This is a genomic window from Georgenia sp. SYP-B2076 (assembly GCF_003991205.1).
GTDB lineage: Bacteria > Actinomycetota > Actinomycetes > Actinomycetales > Actinomycetaceae > Georgenia.
The window spans coordinates 293,476-309,745 of record NZ_RXOZ01000031.1; the positions used below are offsets into that span (position 1 = coordinate 293,476).

The 16,270-nt window shown below is 73.0% G+C and carries 15 protein-coding genes and 1 tRNA gene; 6 read left to right on the plus strand and 10 right to left on the minus strand.

What is annotated here, in order from left to right; translation table 11 throughout:
- Nucleotides 1-259: 259 nt before the first annotated feature.
- On the minus strand, nt 260-1,177 hold the full coding sequence (locus EJK16_RS12500) for a Bax inhibitor-1/YccA family protein (RefSeq protein ID WP_127129767.1): 918 nt from the start codon (nt 1,175-1,177) through the stop codon (nt 260-262).
- A gap of 328 nt (nt 1,178-1,505) precedes the next feature.
- On the opposite strand from EJK16_RS12500, the gene EJK16_RS12505 reads away from it, so the two are divergent.
- From EJK16_RS12505 to EJK16_RS12520, 4 genes are read left to right on the plus strand one after another with little or no spacing between them, the layout of a single operon-like run.
- Nucleotides 1,506-2,441 (plus strand): ABC transporter ATP-binding protein, encoded by a 936-nt coding sequence (locus EJK16_RS12505; protein ID WP_127129769.1) that lies wholly within the window; start codon nt 1,506-1,508, stop codon nt 2,439-2,441.
- Nucleotides 2,438-3,298 (plus strand): ABC transporter permease subunit, encoded by an 861-nt coding sequence (locus EJK16_RS12510; protein ID WP_127129771.1) that lies wholly within the window; start codon nt 2,438-2,440, stop codon nt 3,296-3,298. Before EJK16_RS12505 ends, EJK16_RS12510 begins: the two co-directional genes overlap by 4 nt.
- Nucleotides 3,299-3,339: 41 nt before the next feature.
- Nucleotides 3,340-4,764 (plus strand): sensor histidine kinase, encoded by a 1,425-nt coding sequence (locus EJK16_RS12515; RefSeq protein ID WP_127129773.1) that lies wholly within the window; start codon nt 3,340-3,342, stop codon nt 4,762-4,764.
- The gene (locus EJK16_RS12520; protein WP_127129775.1) at nt 4,761-5,477 is read left to right on the plus strand and encodes a response regulator transcription factor; all 717 of its coding nucleotides are present in this window, start codon (nt 4,761-4,763) and stop codon (nt 5,475-5,477) included. Before EJK16_RS12515 ends, EJK16_RS12520 begins: the two co-directional genes overlap by 4 nt.
- Nucleotides 5,478-5,556: 79 nt before the next feature.
- Here the strand turns inward: EJK16_RS12520 and EJK16_RS12525 are convergent, their stop codons facing one another.
- From EJK16_RS12525 to EJK16_RS12540, 4 genes are all read right to left on the minus strand, one after another.
- A complete protein-coding gene (locus tag EJK16_RS12525) occupies nt 5,557-7,098 on the minus strand; it encodes an NAD(P)/FAD-dependent oxidoreductase (protein WP_127129777.1) in 1,542 nt (513 codons plus the stop codon).
- Nucleotides 7,099-7,364: 266 nt separating this feature from the next.
- Nucleotides 7,365-8,474: a hypothetical protein gene (locus tag EJK16_RS12530; RefSeq protein ID WP_127129779.1), complete on the minus strand. Its 1,110-nt coding sequence runs from the start codon at nt 8,472-8,474 to the stop codon at nt 7,365-7,367.
- On the minus strand, nt 8,467-8,949 hold the full coding sequence (locus EJK16_RS12535) for a hypothetical protein (RefSeq protein WP_127129781.1): 483 nt from the start codon (nt 8,947-8,949) through the stop codon (nt 8,467-8,469). Before EJK16_RS12535 ends, EJK16_RS12530 begins: the two co-directional genes overlap by 8 nt.
- A gap of 154 nt (nt 8,950-9,103) precedes the next feature.
- Nucleotides 9,104-9,177, minus strand: a tRNA-Leu gene (locus tag EJK16_RS12540).
- A gap of 193 nt (nt 9,178-9,370) precedes the next feature.
- Here EJK16_RS12540 and nhaA point away from each other — a divergent pair.
- On the plus strand, nt 9,371-10,612 hold the full coding sequence (gene nhaA, locus EJK16_RS12545) for a Na+/H+ antiporter NhaA (protein ID WP_127129783.1): 1,242 nt from the start codon (nt 9,371-9,373) through the stop codon (nt 10,610-10,612).
- 57 nt (nt 10,613-10,669) lie between these two features.
- Here nhaA and EJK16_RS12550 read toward each other — a convergent pair whose 3' ends face one another.
- Nucleotides 10,670-11,629, minus strand: a complete 960-nt coding sequence (locus EJK16_RS12550) for a Ppx/GppA phosphatase family protein (RefSeq protein ID WP_127129785.1) — start codon at nt 11,627-11,629, stop codon at nt 10,670-10,672.
- Nucleotides 11,630-11,733: 104 nt separating this feature from the next.
- On the opposite strand from EJK16_RS12550, the gene EJK16_RS12555 reads away from it, so the two are divergent.
- Nucleotides 11,734-12,198: an aminoacyl-tRNA deacylase gene (locus EJK16_RS12555; protein ID WP_127129787.1), complete on the plus strand. Its 465-nt coding sequence runs from the start codon at nt 11,734-11,736 to the stop codon at nt 12,196-12,198.
- 33 nt (nt 12,199-12,231) lie between these two features.
- Here EJK16_RS12555 and EJK16_RS12560 read toward each other — a convergent pair whose 3' ends face one another.
- From EJK16_RS12560 to EJK16_RS12575, 4 genes are all read right to left on the minus strand, one after another.
- Nucleotides 12,232-12,762 carry a DUF501 domain-containing protein gene (locus tag EJK16_RS12560; RefSeq protein ID WP_127129789.1) on the minus strand — a complete coding sequence of 177 codons (531 nt, stop codon included), beginning with the start codon at nt 12,760-12,762 and terminating at the stop codon, nt 12,232-12,234.
- Between the two features lie 167 nt (nt 12,763-12,929).
- The gene (locus tag EJK16_RS12565; RefSeq protein WP_164737336.1) at nt 12,930-13,412 is read right to left on the minus strand and encodes a septum formation initiator family protein; all 483 of its coding nucleotides are present in this window, start codon (nt 13,410-13,412) and stop codon (nt 12,930-12,932) included.
- A 701-nt stretch (nt 13,413-14,113) separates the two neighbouring features.
- Nucleotides 14,114-15,400, minus strand: coding sequence for a phosphopyruvate hydratase (gene eno / locus EJK16_RS12570; protein ID WP_127129793.1), 1,287 nt, complete (start codon nt 15,398-15,400; stop codon nt 14,114-14,116).
- Between the two features lie 298 nt (nt 15,401-15,698).
- A complete protein-coding gene (locus tag EJK16_RS12575) occupies nt 15,699-16,256 on the minus strand; it encodes a hypothetical protein (RefSeq protein WP_127129795.1) in 558 nt (185 codons plus the stop codon).
- Nucleotides 16,257-16,270 lie beyond the last annotated feature (14 nt).

Below are 16,270 nucleotides of genomic sequence, written 5' to 3' on the forward strand. Positions count from 1 at the left end.
GGCGGCGCCACTCCGCATCGGGGCCGTCGCCCACGGATCACGGCACTGGTAGTGCTCGGGCGGACGAAGTCATGTTCCGCACGCAACCGACGACCTGGCCCGCGCGAGCACGACCAGTCGCCGGGCGCGCGCCGGACGCAGCAGTCGCCGGGCGCGCGCCGGACGTGCGTCAGGCGTGCGCGGACGCAGCAGCGGCCGCCCCCTCAGATCGGGGACGGCCGCTGCGCATTGTGCCGGTGACACCGAGTGGTGCCCTGGGTCAGTCGCTGCCGCGCAGGATCGCCAGCAGCCGCAGGAACTCGATGTAGAGCCACACGAGCGTCACGGCGAGGCCGAACGCCGCCGACCAGGCGAAGCGTCCCGGGATGCCCTGGTCCACGCCGCGCTTGATGGCGTCGAAGTCCATGATCAGGCAGACAGCGGCGAGGCCGACGGCGAAGACGCCGAGCAGCAGGCCCAGCGGGATGCCCATGATCTCCACGCCGCGGAGGCCCCACGGGTCGGTGACGACGCCGGTGACCATGAGAATCACGTTGAGCAGCGAGAACAGCAGGTAGCCGACGAGGGCGACGAGCACGATCTTGGTGAACTTCGGCGTGACCCGGACCTTGCCGGACCGGAAGAGGAAGAGGGCCGCCACGAATGTCGCGACCGTGCCGAGCACCGCCTGCAGGACGATGCCCTCCCACTGGGCGTTGAAGATCGCGGAGATGCCACCGAGGAACAGGCCCTCGGCGACGGCGTAGGCGAGGATCAGCCCGCGGCTGGGCTCACGCTTGAACGAGTTGACCAGGCCCAGGACGAACCCGACCAGCGCACCACCGAAGGTGAGCACCGGGCTCGCGCCCGTGAGCCAGTTGAAGGCCGCGGCCACGATGATGACGCCGAGCACGATCGAGGTCTTGACGACCACGTCGTCGTAAGTCATCCGGCCGGTGTCGGCGGGCGCGGCGGCGGGACCCCGGTAGGCCCGCTCGAGGTCGTCCACGGGCGGCTGGGGGTAGCCGGCCTGGGGATAGCCCGTCTGGTAGGAACCGGGCCGGGTCTGCGCCGGCGGGGCGTAGGTCGTCCCGGCCTGGCCGCCCGGCGTGTACCCGGGGTAGGTCGGGTAGCCCTTGGGCGTGCGCTGGGCGCGCTCGCCGAAGTAGGGACTCTTCTCGAAGAAGGGATTGCTCACGGGTGTGCCTCCTGGTCGCGGCGCCTGGACCCGCGTGCCGGGCCCGGGCCGATGTCGCTGGCCACTGCTCATCGTACGGGCGGCGCGCGCTCCCGCCCGTGACGAACTCCTGACTGTTCAACGGGACGAGGGCCGTCCGTGTTCCGGCACGACGGGATGAGTCCCGATCTCATCCCAGGGGATGAGGGGGTCAGCACACCGGTGTAGCGACGTGGATGGCGCAATCACCCTGACCGCCGATCCGCGAGGATGGCAGCGGCCCCTAGCGTGGAACAGGCACGACGACGCCGGGCGCCCCCCGCACCGGCTCCACCAGAAGGGTCATCAGATGATCGAGGCTCACGACCTCACCAAGCGCTACGGCTCCAAGACGGCCGTGGACCACATCAGCTTCACCATCCCGCCCGGCACCGTCACCGGCTTCCTCGGGCCGAACGGCGCGGGCAAGTCGACGACGATGCGCATGATCGTGGGCCTGGACCGGCCCTCGTCGGGAAGCGTCACCGTCAACGGCAAGCCGTACGCGCGGCACCGGTCCCCGCTCAGCGAGGTGGGGGTCCTCCTGGACGCCAAGGCCGTGCACACCGGGCGCAGCGCCCGCTCGCACCTGCGCACCATGGCCGCCACCCACGGCATCTCCCCCAAGCGCGTGGACGAGGTCATCGAGATGACGGGCCTGGCCGGCGTCGCGAAGAAGCGCGTGGGCGGGTTCTCCCTCGGCATGGGCCAGCGCCTCGGCATCGCCTCCGCGATGCTCGGCGACCCGCGCACCCTCATCCTCGACGAGCCCGTCAACGGGCTCGACCCCGAGGGCGTGAAGTGGGTGCGCAACCTGGTGCGCTACCTGGCCGGCGAGGGGCGGACCGTGTTCCTCTCCTCCCACCTCATGAGCGAGATGGCGCAGACCGCCGACCAGCTCCTGGTCATCGGCAAGGGCAAGATCATCACCGCCGGCCCCGTCCAGGAGGTCATCGACGCCGCCACCGCCACCGCGGTGCGGGTGCGCTCGCCGCGGGCCACGGACCTGGCGTCGTTGCTGAGCACCCGGGGCGCCACCGTGACGTCCACCGAGCCGGGCGCGCTCGACCTCCGCGGCGTCACCGCCGAGGAGATCGGCGAGGCCGCGGCCGCGGCCGGCATCGTGCTCCACGAGCTCAGCCCGCAGCGCGCCAGCCTCGAGGACGCGTACATGAGCCTGACCCAGGACGCGGTCGAGTACCGCTCCGAGACCACCCCCGCGCTGCAGGAGGCCGAGACCCGATGAGCACCCTCACCACCGCCCCCGGCGCCACCGGCGCTGCCCACCGCCTGCCGGAGCAGTCCGTGCACGCCCGCCTCACCTTCGCCGGCGTCATGCGCGGCGAGTGGATCAAGCTCCTCTCCCTGCGCTCGACGTGGTGGACCCTCGGGCTGACGGTCGTGCTCATGACGCTCCTCGCCCTGGGCCAGGCCTCCTCCCTCGACCTCATGGCCGAGTCCCCCGAGACCGCGGCGATGCTCGCCGGGATGCACGGCGCCGAGATCGTCTCGCTCGGGTACCAGTTCGGCATGGTCACGATCGCGGTGCTCGGCGCCCTGCTCATCACGGGCGAGTACTCCACCGGGATGATCCGCTCCACCCTCGCCGCCGTCCCGACCCGCCTGCCCGTGCTCGCCGCCAAGGCGATCGCGCTGACCGTGCTCACCGTGGTCGTGGGCGTCGTCGGCCTCGCGCTCGCCTTCCTCGTGACCATGCCGATGCTCGACGACCACGACCTCGTGCCCGCGCTGGACGACCCGCAGACCTGGCGGGTCTTCGGCGGCACGGTGTTCTTCCTCGTGACGGCGGCCCTGTTCGCCCTCGGCCTGGGCACGCTCCTGCGGTCCACCGCAGGCACAGTGACCGTCTCGCTGGTCGTGCTGCTCCTGCTGCCCGGCATCCTGCAGTTCATCACCCTGGAGTGGGTCCAGGACATCGTCACCTACCTGCCGCTGCCGGCCGCGACGTCGTTCATCGCGGTCAGCGAGGCCATGGGCATGAATGCCGACCTCTCCCCCTGGGCGGGCGTGGCCGTGGTCTCGGCCTACGCCGTCGCCGCCATGGTCGCCGCCGCGGTGGTGCTGCGCCGCCGCGACGCGTGAGGTCCGTGATCCTCACGGCCCGGGCCTGGTAGGACGTGACCGTGCCCCGGAAGCTCCGCCGTCGTGCGTCGCAGGACTCTCCTGCGGCGCGCGGCGGCGTCCCCGTGCAGGCCCGCGACGGCGCCCCGGCGCGCCTCGGCGCGCCGGGCCCCCAGCCCCCGCACGCGGGCGAGGCCATCGGGCTGCGCCTCGGGCCGGTCCTGCGGTTCGTCCGCGATCACCCGTGGTGGGTCGACGGCTCGATCGCCGCGGCGTACACCGCCTTCTGGGTCACGGACATCCTCCTGACGCACCTCCTGGGGCTCCGGCCGCAGGCGGCCAGCCAGGTCGCCCTCGACGTCCTCTTCACGGTGCTCGTGCTGCTACGCCGGCACCTGCCGGTCGTCGCGGTGGCCGTCGTCGCGCTCGCTCCCCCGCTCACCCGCCTGGCGCAGTTCGGGCTCGCGCGGGACGGTTACCCGCCGAACGGCCTCATCGAGGACCTCAGCGCGCTGGACGGCGTCATCCCGCTCCAGTCCTCCGACGCCGCGACCCTGGCGCTGCTGCTGTACGCCGTGGCCGCCTACCGCCGTCCGCTGGTCACCTGGCTGTGCTGGGGCCTGGCCACGTCCGCCGTCGTGGTGAGCATCCTGGTCTTCTCCGACCCGTGGTCGTGGTGGGCCACGCTGGTCGCCAGCCTGGCGCTCATGCTGGTGGCGGTCCTGGTGGGGCTGAACGTCCGCTCGCGCCGGATGCGCCTGGGCGAGCTGGAGGCCCACGCCCGCCAGCTCGCGCTCGAGCGTGACCAGCGCGAGCAGATCGCGGTGAGCACCGAGCGCAACCGGATCGCCCGGGAGATGCACGACGTCGTCGCGCACTCGCTCTCGGTGATGGTCACCCTGGCCGACGGCGCCGCGGCCGTGCTGGTCCGTGACCCCGTGCGGGCGCGCCTGGCCCTGGACCAGCTGGCGGAGACGGGCCGGGCCGCCCTGACCGACACGCGCCGCCTCGTCGGCGTCCTCCGGGAGGACGAGCTGGCCGCCGTGCCCGTGCCCGGCGCCCCTCCCACCGACGACGAGGCGCCGCTGACCCCTGCCCCCGGCGCGCACGACGTCGCCGACCTGGTCGACCGGTTCCGGACGGCAGGCCTGCCCGTGCGGCTGAGCGAGGCCGGCCCGCCGCTGCCCGCCGAGGCCGGGCTGCAGCTCGCGGTCTACCGCATCGTGCAGGAGTGCCTGACCAACGTGCTGCGCTACGCCCGGCTCTCCCCGCGCATCGAGGTGAGCCTGGACCGCACCCCCACCGGGGTGGTCATCGCGGTGGAGAATGACGCCGGCACCGCCGGCACGGCCGTGGCGGGCAGCGGCAAGGGCCTGATCGGGATCCGGGAGCGCGCCGCCGTCTACGCGGGCACGGTCGAGGCGGGCCCCACCCGCACCGGCTGGCGGGTGCGCGCCCTTCTGCGCTGGGACGAGGAGACACGATGACGAACTGGACCACCGCGGGGACGGCGGACGGCGCCGCGGCGGCCGTGCGGGTGCTGCTGGCCGACGACCAGTCCCTGCTGCGCATGGGGTTCCGCATGGTCCTCGAGGCGGAGCCGGGCATCGAGGTGGTCGGGGAGGCGGCCGACGGCGCCGCGGCGGTGCAGATGGTCACCGCCCAGCGCCCCGACGTCGTGCTCATGGACGTGCGCATGCCGGGCATGAACGGGCTGGAGGCCACGGAGCGCATCGTCGCGGAGCACCCGGCGAGCAAGGTCCTCATCCTGACCACCTTCGACGTCGACGAGTACGCCTTCGCCGGGCTGCGCGCCGGCGCCAGCGGCTTCCTCCTCAAGGACACCCGGCCCGCGGACCTCGTCCACGCCATCCGCAGCGTCGCCCGCGGGGACGCCGTCGTCTCCCCGCGCATCACCCGCCGGATGCTCGAGCTCTTCGGGCCGCACCTGCCCAGCGGCGCGCACGCCGGGACACCCGCCGAGCGCAACCCGCGGCTGGCGCGGCTGACCGCCCGGGAGCTCGAGGTCCTCACGCTCATGGCGGAGGGGCTGTCCAACTCCGAGGTCGCCACCCGGCTGTTCGTCTCCGAGCCCACCGTGAAGACGCACGTGGGCAACGTGCTGGGCAAGCTCGGGCTGCGCGACCGCGTGCAGGCCGTCGTGCTCGCCTACGAGACGGGACTGGTGCGCCCGGGCTGACGCCGGTCGCACCGCCGTCGTGCCCTCGACGCACGACGGCGCCGGACCATCCGGTCCGGCGCCGTCCAGGGGAGTCTGGCTACTGCTTGCCCGCGGGCTGCTTGCCCCCCTCGAGGGGCGGCGTCTTGGCCTCGGCGGGCTGCGCGGCGGCCGGCTTGCCGACGGCCTGCTTCACGGGAGCGGTGACGGCCTCCCACTCGGCGCGGGGGTTCTGCAGCGCCCCGAGGGAGACCAGCTCGCGGCGGAAGAGCAGGGAACCGGTCCAGTCGAACACGATGCGGACGCGCCGCTCGAAGGACGGCATGGCCCACACGTGGTAGGTGCGGTGCATGAACCACGCGATCGGGCCGCGCATCTTCACGCCCTTGATCTGGGCGACGCCCTTGTACAGGCCGAGGGACGCGACGACGCCGATGTTCTCGTGGCGGTACTCCTCCGGCTCCTCGCCGCGCAGCACGTGCACCAGGTTCTTGCCGAGCTGCTTGCCCTGGCGCACGGCGTGCTGGGCGGTCGGCGCGCAGGTGGCGTCGGGCGTCGCGGAGGTCAGGTCCGGGACGGCCGCGCAGTCGCCGGCGGCCCAGGCGTTCTCGACGACGTTGCCGTCCTCGTCCGCGACCTGCAGGAACGCGTTGGTGCGCACGCGGCCGCGCTGGTCCAGCGGGAGGTCGGTGTCGGCGAGCACCGGGTTCGCCTTGACGCCGGCCGTCCACACGATGGTGTTGGCGTCGAACTTCTCGCCGGTGGAGAGCTCGACGTGCCCGTCGACGCAGGAGCTGAGGAAGGTGTTGAGGTGAATCTCGACGCCGCGGTCACGCAGCTGCTCGAGGGCGTAGCCGCCGAGCTCCTCGCCGAGCTCCGGCAGGATCTTCCCGGCGCCCTCGACGACGACGAAGCGCAGGTCACCGGGCTCGATGGAGTCGTACTCCTTCGTGGCCGCGCGCGCCATGTCCTCGATCTCGCCGAGCGCCTCGATGCCGGCGAACCCACCGCCGACGAAGACGAACGTGAGCATGCGCTTGCGCTCCTCCAGGTCCCACGTGGAGGCGGCCATGGCCATCTCGTTGAGGACCTTGTTGCGCAGCGCGGTGGCTTCCTCGACGTGCTTGAAGCCGATCGCGTTCTCGGCCAGGCCCGGGATCGGCAGGGCGCGGGCGACGGAGCCGAGGCCGATGACGAGGTGGTCGTACGTGACCTCATAGGGCTCGTCGTCGGTGAGCGGCTTGATGACGGCCTTGCGCTCGGCGTGCCGGATCTCGGTGATGTTGCCGGTCAGGACCGTGGCGCCCTCCAGCTCGCGGCGCAGCGAGGTGACGACGTGGCGCGGCTCGATGGAGCCCGCCGCCGCCTCGGGGAGGAAGGGCTGGTACGTCATGTACGGGCGCGGGTCGACGACGGCGATCTCGGCGTCGGCGCGGCCGAGCTCCTTGCGCAGCGCGGAGGCGCTGTAGAGGCCGATGTATCCACCCCCGACGACGAGGATGCGCGGCGTGCGGCCGCCGTGGAGCACCGGACGGACCGGCTCCTCCGAGCGGGCCGCCGCCGACTTCGCGACATAGGCGCCGGCGCCGGCGAGGGCGGCCACGGAGGTGGTGACGGCGAGGGATCGGAGGAAAGAAGCCATGGGTTACATGCTAGGAGCCATAGCGGCAAGCAACCACTGTGCAGGGCGGAATATACCTCGTGATTCCGGCCACGTCAGGACAAAGGTCCGGACCCGAATTCGGTTCACGTTCTACGCTGTCCGGCTCCGAAAACGTCGCGCCGCGCCGTGCCGCTTTCCTGCCGCGCAGACAAAGACACGGTCGTGCCGCTCGCTCAGCGGCGCGGCACCGGCGCGGCGGTTCCGCTCGCTCAGCGGCGCGGCACCGGCGCGGCGGTTCCGCTCGCTCAGCGCCGCGGCAGCGGCGCCCGGGCCGCGGGCCGGGCGGCACCGGCCCCGCGCCGCGCGTTCACCACGCGGATCGCCAGCAGTGCCAGGTAGGCCGCACCCACCAGCCCGCCGGCGACCAGCACGACGGGGTAGACGACGCCGGCCGCGTTGCCGACCGCCTCGATCAGGAGGGACCACGAGACCCCGCCCACCACCACGACCACCGGCGTCAGTCGAACGAGCGCGGGCGGGGGGGTGAAGGAGCGCCGCAGCGCACAAGGCAGCGGGACCCGGTCCCACGCGACCACGAAGCCGTAGGTGACCACGTTCATGAAGAAGGCGATGTTCATCATGAGCCATACACCCAGGTGGAACGTCGCTGCGACGGCGAAGCCCGCGCGGGTGCTCACCCACGACAGGACGAACAGGATCATGCCCGCCTCGAGCACGATGGTGGCGATGTCCACGAGCTCCCAGAAGACCGGGTGGTCGAAGTGGAGGAAGAACGGGGCCAGGAGCTGGTCGTTGCCGTTGGTGTAGTACTGGCGCACCTGGTGCCCCTGCACCGCCTGTGTCGTCGGGTCGAGCCAGCCGCCCCGGATCTTCGGCAGCGCGGCCGTGAGGAAGGCCAGCCCGATCATGAGCGCGTAGAGCCGCAGCGGCCACTGCCGCGCCCGTTCGGGGGGCTCCGCGGCGCCGCGCGAGCGCCGCCGCACCGCGTCGAGCGACATCCGGTCCCCCCATCCGGCGAGCGCCATCGCCGCCGGCAGCAGGACGAGCAGGATGTCGTGGTCGATCTTGCCCAGGGAGTACGTGAAGCCGAAGCCGACCATCTGCACGAGCACGGCGAGGAAGGACGCCGCCCGCGTGTGCCAGCCGAGGAGGATGGCGACGAGGCACGCCGCGAGCACCGCCTCCAACCCGCGCAGCACCCCCTCCGGCGGGAACCCGGAGAACAGCATCAGGGGCCCGGGGGGCGGGATGAACATCGAGTCGGGGAAGATCGCGGCCCAGGAGAAGTCGGGCAGGGTCAGGAGCGCGATGACGCCGTAGACGATCCGGTACCGCGCCAGGGAGGTCAGGGTGAAGTCGCCGCCGTGAAGCCAGGCGTCCAGCCGGCTACTCATGCTGGCCGCCGAAGGGGATGACGGTCCGGTCGACCTCGGTGAACCGCGTCGGGGCTTCGCCGCTCAGGTCGTAGTGCGCCGTGCGCCAGTCGATGACGGCGCTGACCGGCTCGCGCCCTCCGCCCAGATCGGCCACGCGCCGCTCCAGCCACGCGGTCGTGCCCGGGAGGTCGCGCCGGGGGCTCTTCGGGCCGAAGGCGGTCGAGAAGATCCTCGTCGGCGAGGACTTGGCCTGCGCCATCACCTCGAGATGCGTATACGTCGCGGCGGTCCCGTCGGCGTAGGTCACCGTGACCGTGGGCTCGTCCGAGTCCACCGTGCCGACCACGGGGCCCGTGCCGCCGAAGGCGGGCTGGAAGAGGCCCGGGTAGGGCTCTCGCCAGATCTCCGTGATCGCCATCTGCCCCGCGAAACCGATCAGGAGCAGCGCGAGAACGAGGCGCACGGCCCGCAATTCCCGGATCGAAGGAACCATCCCCGCAACGTAGCGACGCACCTCCCGCCGAGGAACCAGTTTGACGAGGTCTTGCGGGGTGATGGGGGGCGTTACGGGGGTGCCGCCGGCGCGGGTGGCACCCGGCCGGGGCCGCGCCAGGCACCAAGTCGGCGACCATGCCCGGCCGAGGACGTGCCCCCAACGGGACTCGAACCCGTACTCGGCCGGGTTTAAGCCGGCTGCCTCTGCCAATTGGGCTATGGGGGCGGGCGTGTCCATCTTGCCGCACGCCGCGGGGCGCCCGGCACGGACCCAGGAAATTGGAGGATTTCGGGAGGCAACCGTTGGCAACGCGAGGGCGCCCACTTCGGGCCCCCTATCCTGGGCTGTATCTATCCCGCCCCGCCCCTCCGGGCGGCGGGCGCCGGGTTCCTTCACCGTTGCAGGGAGTGCACGCCCCATGACCGAGAACGCACGGACCGCCGAACGCGGGCAGCGTGAGCGAGGCGGCCTCCTGGGCGCCTACGCGCGCAGGCTCCAGAACGAGACGTTCGCGGGCATGGTGCTGCTGGCCGCCGCCGCCCTCGCGCTGATCTGGGCGAACTCGCCCTGGCGCGGGACCTACGAGGCCCTCTCCGGCTACCTCGTCGGCCCGGAGGCGCTCCACCTCGACCTGCCCATCAGCTCCTGGGCCTCCGACGGCCTCCTCGCCATCTTCTTCTTCGTCGTCGGCCTCGAGCTGAAGACCGAGTTCGTCACCGGCTCCCTGCGCGACCTCAGGCGGGCGCTCGTCCCGATCCTCGCCGCCATCTTCGGCATGATGGGCCCGGCCCTGGTCAACACCCTCGTCCAGGTGCTCTCCGGCTCCGGCACGTACGGCGGCTGGGCCATCCCCGTCGCCACGGACATCGCCTTCGCCGTCGCGGTCCTGGGGATCTTCGGGCGCGGGTTCCCCCCGGCCGTGCGCACCTTCCTGCTCACCCTCGCCGTGACCGACGACCTCCTCGGCATCACCGTCATCGCGATCTTCTACACCGAGCAGATCCACGTCCTGTTCCTGCTCGCCTCCTTCGCCATGGTCGCGCTGTTCGGCTTCCTCGTGCAGCGACGGCGGACCAGCTGGTGGCTGCTCGTGCCGGTCGCCGTCGTGGCGTGGGGGCTCATGCACTCCTCCGGGGTCCACGCCACGATCGCCGGCGTGCTCATGGGTATGACGGTTCCGGCGCTGACGCGGCGGGGCGAGGCGCAGGCCCTGACCCACCGCTTCGGTGACCGGCTCTCCCCCTGGTCCAGCGGCCTCGTGCTGCCCGTCTTCGCCTTCTTCGCCGCGGGCGTCTCCGTCGTCGACTCGGGCGGCCTGGGCGGGATGCTCGCCGACCCGGTCGCGATCGGCGTCTACCTCGGCCTGCCGCTCGGCAAGCTCCTGGGCATCTGGGGCGGCGTCGCGATCCTGCTCCGGCTCACGAGGCTGCGCCTGGGCGACGGCATGTCCCTGGCGGACCTGTTCCCCGTCGCCATTGTGGCGGGGATCGGCTTCACCGTCTCCCTGCTCATCGCCAGCCTGTCCTTCGACGCCGGCACCACCGAGTCGGCGCACGCCCGCGTGGGCGTGATCGTCGGTTCCCTCATCGCCGCCGTCCTGGGCGCCGCCGCCCTGCGGGTCCGCGCCCGCCTGCGCGCGCGGACCCTGCCCGGCCGCTGATCCGGGGCGGACGCCGGTCCGGGCGGCCACCGGCCCGGGCGGCCGTCCCGCCTGGTGTCAGCCCCCGATCGACAGCGCGATCCCGTCGAGGATGTCGTGCTCGCTGGTCACCACCGTGGTCAGCGCCCCGCCTGCGGCGGCCATCTCGGCCTGCACGCGGGTGACGACCTCGGACCACACGAGGGCGCCCGCGCCGATGACGTCCACGCGGCCGGGATGCATGAACCCCATCGCGGCCCGCTCGGCGTGGCTGGCGTGCAGGAGCGCACGGCACGAGCCCAGCACCGCGGGCGTGCCGAGTGCCGCCCCGTCGATCGCGGCGGCGTCGTAGGCGGCGAGCCCGAGGGCGTGGGCGGTGACGGTGGTGACCGAGCCCGCGAGCCCGATCAGCGTGCGGGTGCGGCCCAGCGGGACGACGGCGGCCGCGGCGTCGAGCATCGCGCCCACGTCCGCACGGGCCGCCTCCTCCTGCGCCGGGGTCGGCGGGTCGTCGTGGAGGTGCCGCTCCGTCAGCCTGACGCAACCCACGTCCATCGAGTACGCCGAGTGGGGCTGCCCCTGTCCGAGCACCAGCTCGGTCGAGCCGCCGCCGATGTCGACGACCAGGTACGGGCCCGGGTGCGCGAAGGGGTCGATCACGCTGGCCGCCCCCCGGAAGCTGAGCGCGGCCTCCTCCTCGCCGGAGACGACCTCGGGCAGGGCGCCGAGCGCGGCGACCACCCCGTCGACGAAGTCCTGCCGGTTCTCCGCGTCGCGGGTGGCCGAGGTGGCCACGAAGCGCACGCGTTCGACGTCGTGCTCGCGGCAGAGCGCGGCATACCCCCGCGCGGCCGCGAGCGTGCGGTCGAGCGCCACGGGGTCGAGGCGCCCCGTGCGGTCCACGCCCTGCCCCAGCCGGACCACCTCCATGCGGCGCAGCACGTCCGTCAGTCGCTGGCCGGGGCCGGCGGCGTCGACGTCCGCGATGAGCAGGCGGATGGAGTTGGTCCCACAGTCGATGGCAGCTACGCGAGTCACGGGACCAACCTTCCCACGCGCCACCGACGTCGCGCCGGGCCCGTCCCCATCCCGGCGGCGCGACCGGGCCGTGGCCGGCGCGCGCGGCGCCCTATGGTGGGGTCATGAGCGAGGAGCGTGCCGTGGCGGCGCTGGAGCAGTCCGGGATCGAGTTCACGCTCACGCGTGACGGCCGGGTCTCCTCCCTGGCGGAGGCGGCCGCGGCCCGGGGCGTGGCCCCGTCGGCGATCATCAAGACCCTCGTCGTGCGGCGCGGCGACGACGACTACCTCTTCGTCCTCGTCCCCGGTGATCGCACGATCTCCTGGCCGAAGCTGCGCGCCCTGCTGGGCGTCAACCGGATCTCCATGCCGGACGCCGCCGTCGCCAAGGACGTCACCGGCTACGAGCGCGGCACGATCACGCCCTTCGGGGCGACCACTGCGTGGCCGGTGCTCGCGGACGCCACGCTGGCGGGGACGGTCTCCATCGGCGCGGGGGCGCACGGCGTGGCCGCGACCGTGCAGGCCGACGCGCTCACCGCCGCGCTGGGGGCGCAGGTGGCCGACGTCACCGACCCGCAGGCGTGACAGCCGCCCTCCGTGCGACGCGGCTCCGGCCGGTCAGCAGGAGCAGCGGTGCGGGCTCCAGATCCCCTCGAGCAGGCGCAGGGTCTCGTCCCCGAAGGGGTTGACGCCCTCCCCCACCGCGAGCGTGTGTCCCAGCAGGGCGTGCAGGCACTTCACGCGGGTGGGCATCCCGCCGGCCGAGATGCCAGCGATCTCGGGCACCTCGCCAAGCTCGGCCCGGCGCGCCAGGTAGTCCTCGTGCGCGCGGCGGTAGGCGGCGGCCACGTCGGGGTCGGCGGCCAGCCGCTCGTTCATGCCGTCCATGACGTGCTCGGCCTCGAGGGTGCTCGCGGCCTTCACGGCCGGCGGGCAGGTCAGGTAGTACGACGTCGGGAACGGGGTGCCGTCGTCGAGCCGGGGCGCCGTGCGCACCACGAGCGGCCGGCCGCAGATGCACCGGGCGGCGATCGCGACGACGCCGCGCGGCACCCGGCCGAGCTGCTCGGCGAGCACCTCGAGGTCGCGTTCCGTCACGCTCGTGTCCACGGTTCTCCTTCGTCCCTCCCGGTGGTGAGGGGTCGTCATCCGGGCGCGGCGACGAAACGTCCGCCGCAAGACTTGTCCCCGGCACGATAGGTCATCGGCGGCGGCCGCCACCTATCGGTGCCTGCGGGCCGGCGGCTGTCAGTAGATGACCGCTCACCGCCGAGGCCCCCCAACAGCCGTGAGCGGTCATCTACTGACAGTGACGGCTACGGGGCGGGCGGGTCGTCCGGGCTGACGGTGAGGCCGGAGGGGTCCTCGTCGCCGGTCGCCGACGTCCCGGCGACCTGGACCGAGCCCCACACGTGGAGGTACCACGGGGTCGCCGCCGCCCGGTCCGCGGCGCGCTCCGCCGCCTCGATCTGCGCCTCGCTCTCGCCGCCGGTGATGGTCTCCGGGTCGACGACGACGTAGGGCACCTCCCCCGGCATGACGAAGCCGAGGCGGTCCCGGGCCTGCGCCTGGACGTACTGGGGGTCCTGCCACAGGGCGAGCTGGCGCTCGAGGTCGCCGTTGCGCTCACGCGCGTCGCTCACGCGGGCGTTGAGCGAGCGGAGCTGCTCCTGCTGGTTGACGGCGAACCGCAACGTGGGGGCTAGCACGGCGAAGGCCACCAGGGCGACCAAGAACAGCCCCAGCGCGCGCAGGCTGATCGTGGGGCTCGGTGCGGCGCCACCCTCGCCGAAGGTCACGGCCCGCCGGGCGCGACCGGCGCCGCGCGGCGTGGACGACCGCGTCGAGGACGACCGCGTCGAGGAGGCCCGTGCCGCCGTCGTGCCGGGGCGTCCCGCCCCCGCGGAGCGCGGTGCAGAGGTCGCGCGCCCAGACGAGGACGGGCGCACCGCGCCGCCGGGCTTGGCCGCACGACCACCGCCAGCGCCGGCGCCCCCCGCCCTGGTGCGTGGGCCGCCGCCTGGGCCTCCAGAGCCCTTGGTGCCCGAGGTGGACCGGCTCCCCTCGGCGTCCTTGGAGCCCTTGCCCGAGGTGGACCGGCTCCCCTGAGCGCCCTTGGAGCCCTTGGCGCTTGCATCGTCGTGCGCGCCGGCCGGTCGCGCCGTGCGGGCGGGCCTGCCGGTCGGGCCCGCAGCCGGCCTGCGCGTGGCGCGGGGCGGCTCATCGGGGCGCCCCGTGCGGGGTGCGCTCGGCCGCCGGCTGGTCATGGCGACCATCGTCTCCCATGGCGCCCACGAACGCCGGGAGCCGCGGTGCGTGAGTCGTCCCGGCGACGACGTTCCCGGGGTAGATCCGGCAGGGCAACGCCTGTCGGATGTACCCGGGAAGCCGCCACAGGATGACGTCTCACGCACCGCGGCTCCGGCCGACGGCGCGTTCACGCCGGGCGCGAACCCGGCGGGCGCCTCCCCGCCGGGCGCGAACCCGGCGGGGACCGGCGTCAGGCCTGCGTGCCCACGCGCGGGAAGGCGCTGCGGCCGGCGTAGACCGCGGCCTCGTCGAGCTCCTCCTCGATGCGCAGGAGCTGGTTGTACTTGTTGATGCGCTCGCCGCGGGCCGGCGCACCGGTCTTGATCTGGCCGGCGTTCACCGCCACGGACAGGTCCGCGATGGTGGTGTCCTCGGTCTCGCCGGAACGGTGCGAGACCATCGCGGTGAAGCCGTTGCGCTGCGCGAGCGTCACGGCGTCGAGGGTCTCGGTGAGGGAGCCGATCTGGTTGAGCTTGACCAGCAGGGAGTTCGCGGCCTTGAGCTCGATGCCCTTCGCCAGGCGCTCGGGGTTCGTCACGAACAGGTCGTCGCCGACGACCTGCACGCGGTCGCCGACCTCGGAGACCAGCTGGGCCCAGCTGTCCCACTCATCCTCGCTCAGGGGGTCCTCGATGGAGACGAGGGGGTAGTCGGCCACGAGCTTCTCGTAGTAGGCGATCAGCTCGGCGGGCGAGGTGGCCTTGCCCTCGAACTGGTAGGCGCCGTCGGAGAAGAACTCGGTGGCGGCCACGTCCAGCGCCAGGCCGATGTCCTCGCCCGGCTTGAAGCCGGCCTTCTCGATGGCCTCGAGGATCAGGTCCAGGGCGGCGCGGTTGGACTCGAGGTTCGGGGCGAAGCCGCCCTCGTCGCCGAGGCCGGTGGCCAGGCCGCGGGCCTTCAGCACGGACTTGAGGGAGTGGTAGGTCTCCGCGCCCCAGCGCAGCGCCTCCTTGAAGGTCGGGGCGCCGACGGGGGCGACCATGAACTCCTGGATGTCGACGTTGGAGTCGGCGTGCGAGCCGCCGTTGAGGATGTTCATCATCGGCACGGGCAGCAGGTAGGCGTTGGGGCCACCCACGTACCGGAACAGCGGGAGGCCGGCGCTCTCGGCGGCGGCCTTGGCGACGGCGAGGGACACACCGAGGATCGCGTTGGCGCCCAGCTTGCCCTTGTTGGCGGTGCCGTCGAGGTCGATCAGCGTCTGGTCGATGATGCGCTGCTCGGTGCCATCGATGCCGAGGATCTCGGGGGCGATGATGTCGATGACGGCGTCGACGGCGTTCTGCACGCCCTTGCCCATGTAGCGGGACTTGTCACCGTCACGGCGCTCCACGGCCTCGAACGCGCCGGTGGAGGCGCCGGAGGGCACGGCCGCCCGGGCGACGGTGCCGTCCTCGAGCGCAACCTCGACCTCGACAGTGGGGTTGCCGCGCGAGTCAAGGATCTCGCGGGCTCCAACGGCCTCGATGCTGGCCACAGGTACTCCTTCATTCGGTGAGTGGGTCTGACGCAATACCCGCCCCACGGTAGTACGGGGCCTGTGCGTCAGCGAGGGACCTCACTCCCACGGCCGGGCCCTAGGCGGCCGGATGTGAGCAGCCTCACCCGGTTGTCGGCCGCGTCTCCGGCGCCGGGAGGCGCGGCGCCCGGCGCCCGGGGAAGCGCCGGGTTCCGGGAAGGGCCGTCGTCGCGGACGCGGCGCCACCGCGCGGCCTCGTGGCGCGACGAACTCGCGCCACGACGAGATTGCGCCACGTCGTGGCGCGACGCCGTCGTTACGGCTTCGCGGCGCCCTGCCCCGCGGTCTCGGTCGGCGCGATCCAGTCGTGCGCCACCGGCTTGATCGAGCCGTCGACCGCCTGGCCGTAACGCGGGTTGACGTCGATGTCCGCGTCCGCCATCGCCTTGGTGAACTCCTCCATGACCGCGGGACCCTCGGGGCTCGACTGAAGGTCGAGCGCCGCGAACAGATAGTGGCCGAGGTCGACGAACGCCGGCGAGTAGCTCTTCGGCGCCGTCGTGCCGAGCAGCCCTGCCTGCTGCTTGTACATCTCGATCACCTGCTCGTCGGAGTAGACGACGCCATGGTCGGCAGCGATCTTCGGGAGGACCTCGGCCGCGATGAGCGTGCTGAGCACCGCGACCGGCTCCGTCTTCTGCCCGGTGAGCGAGACGTACTCCAGGGTGGCGTCGTCCAGCTCGTTCTCGGTGATCCGCGTGCCGTTGACGACGGCGGCCGTCCCCGGCTGCGCGGCGCAGCCGGACAGTGCGACACCCGCCGCGGCGAGCACGACGAGGGCACGAGTGAGCCGCGTGCGGCGCTGAGCTGCCACCGTTAACCTCCGAG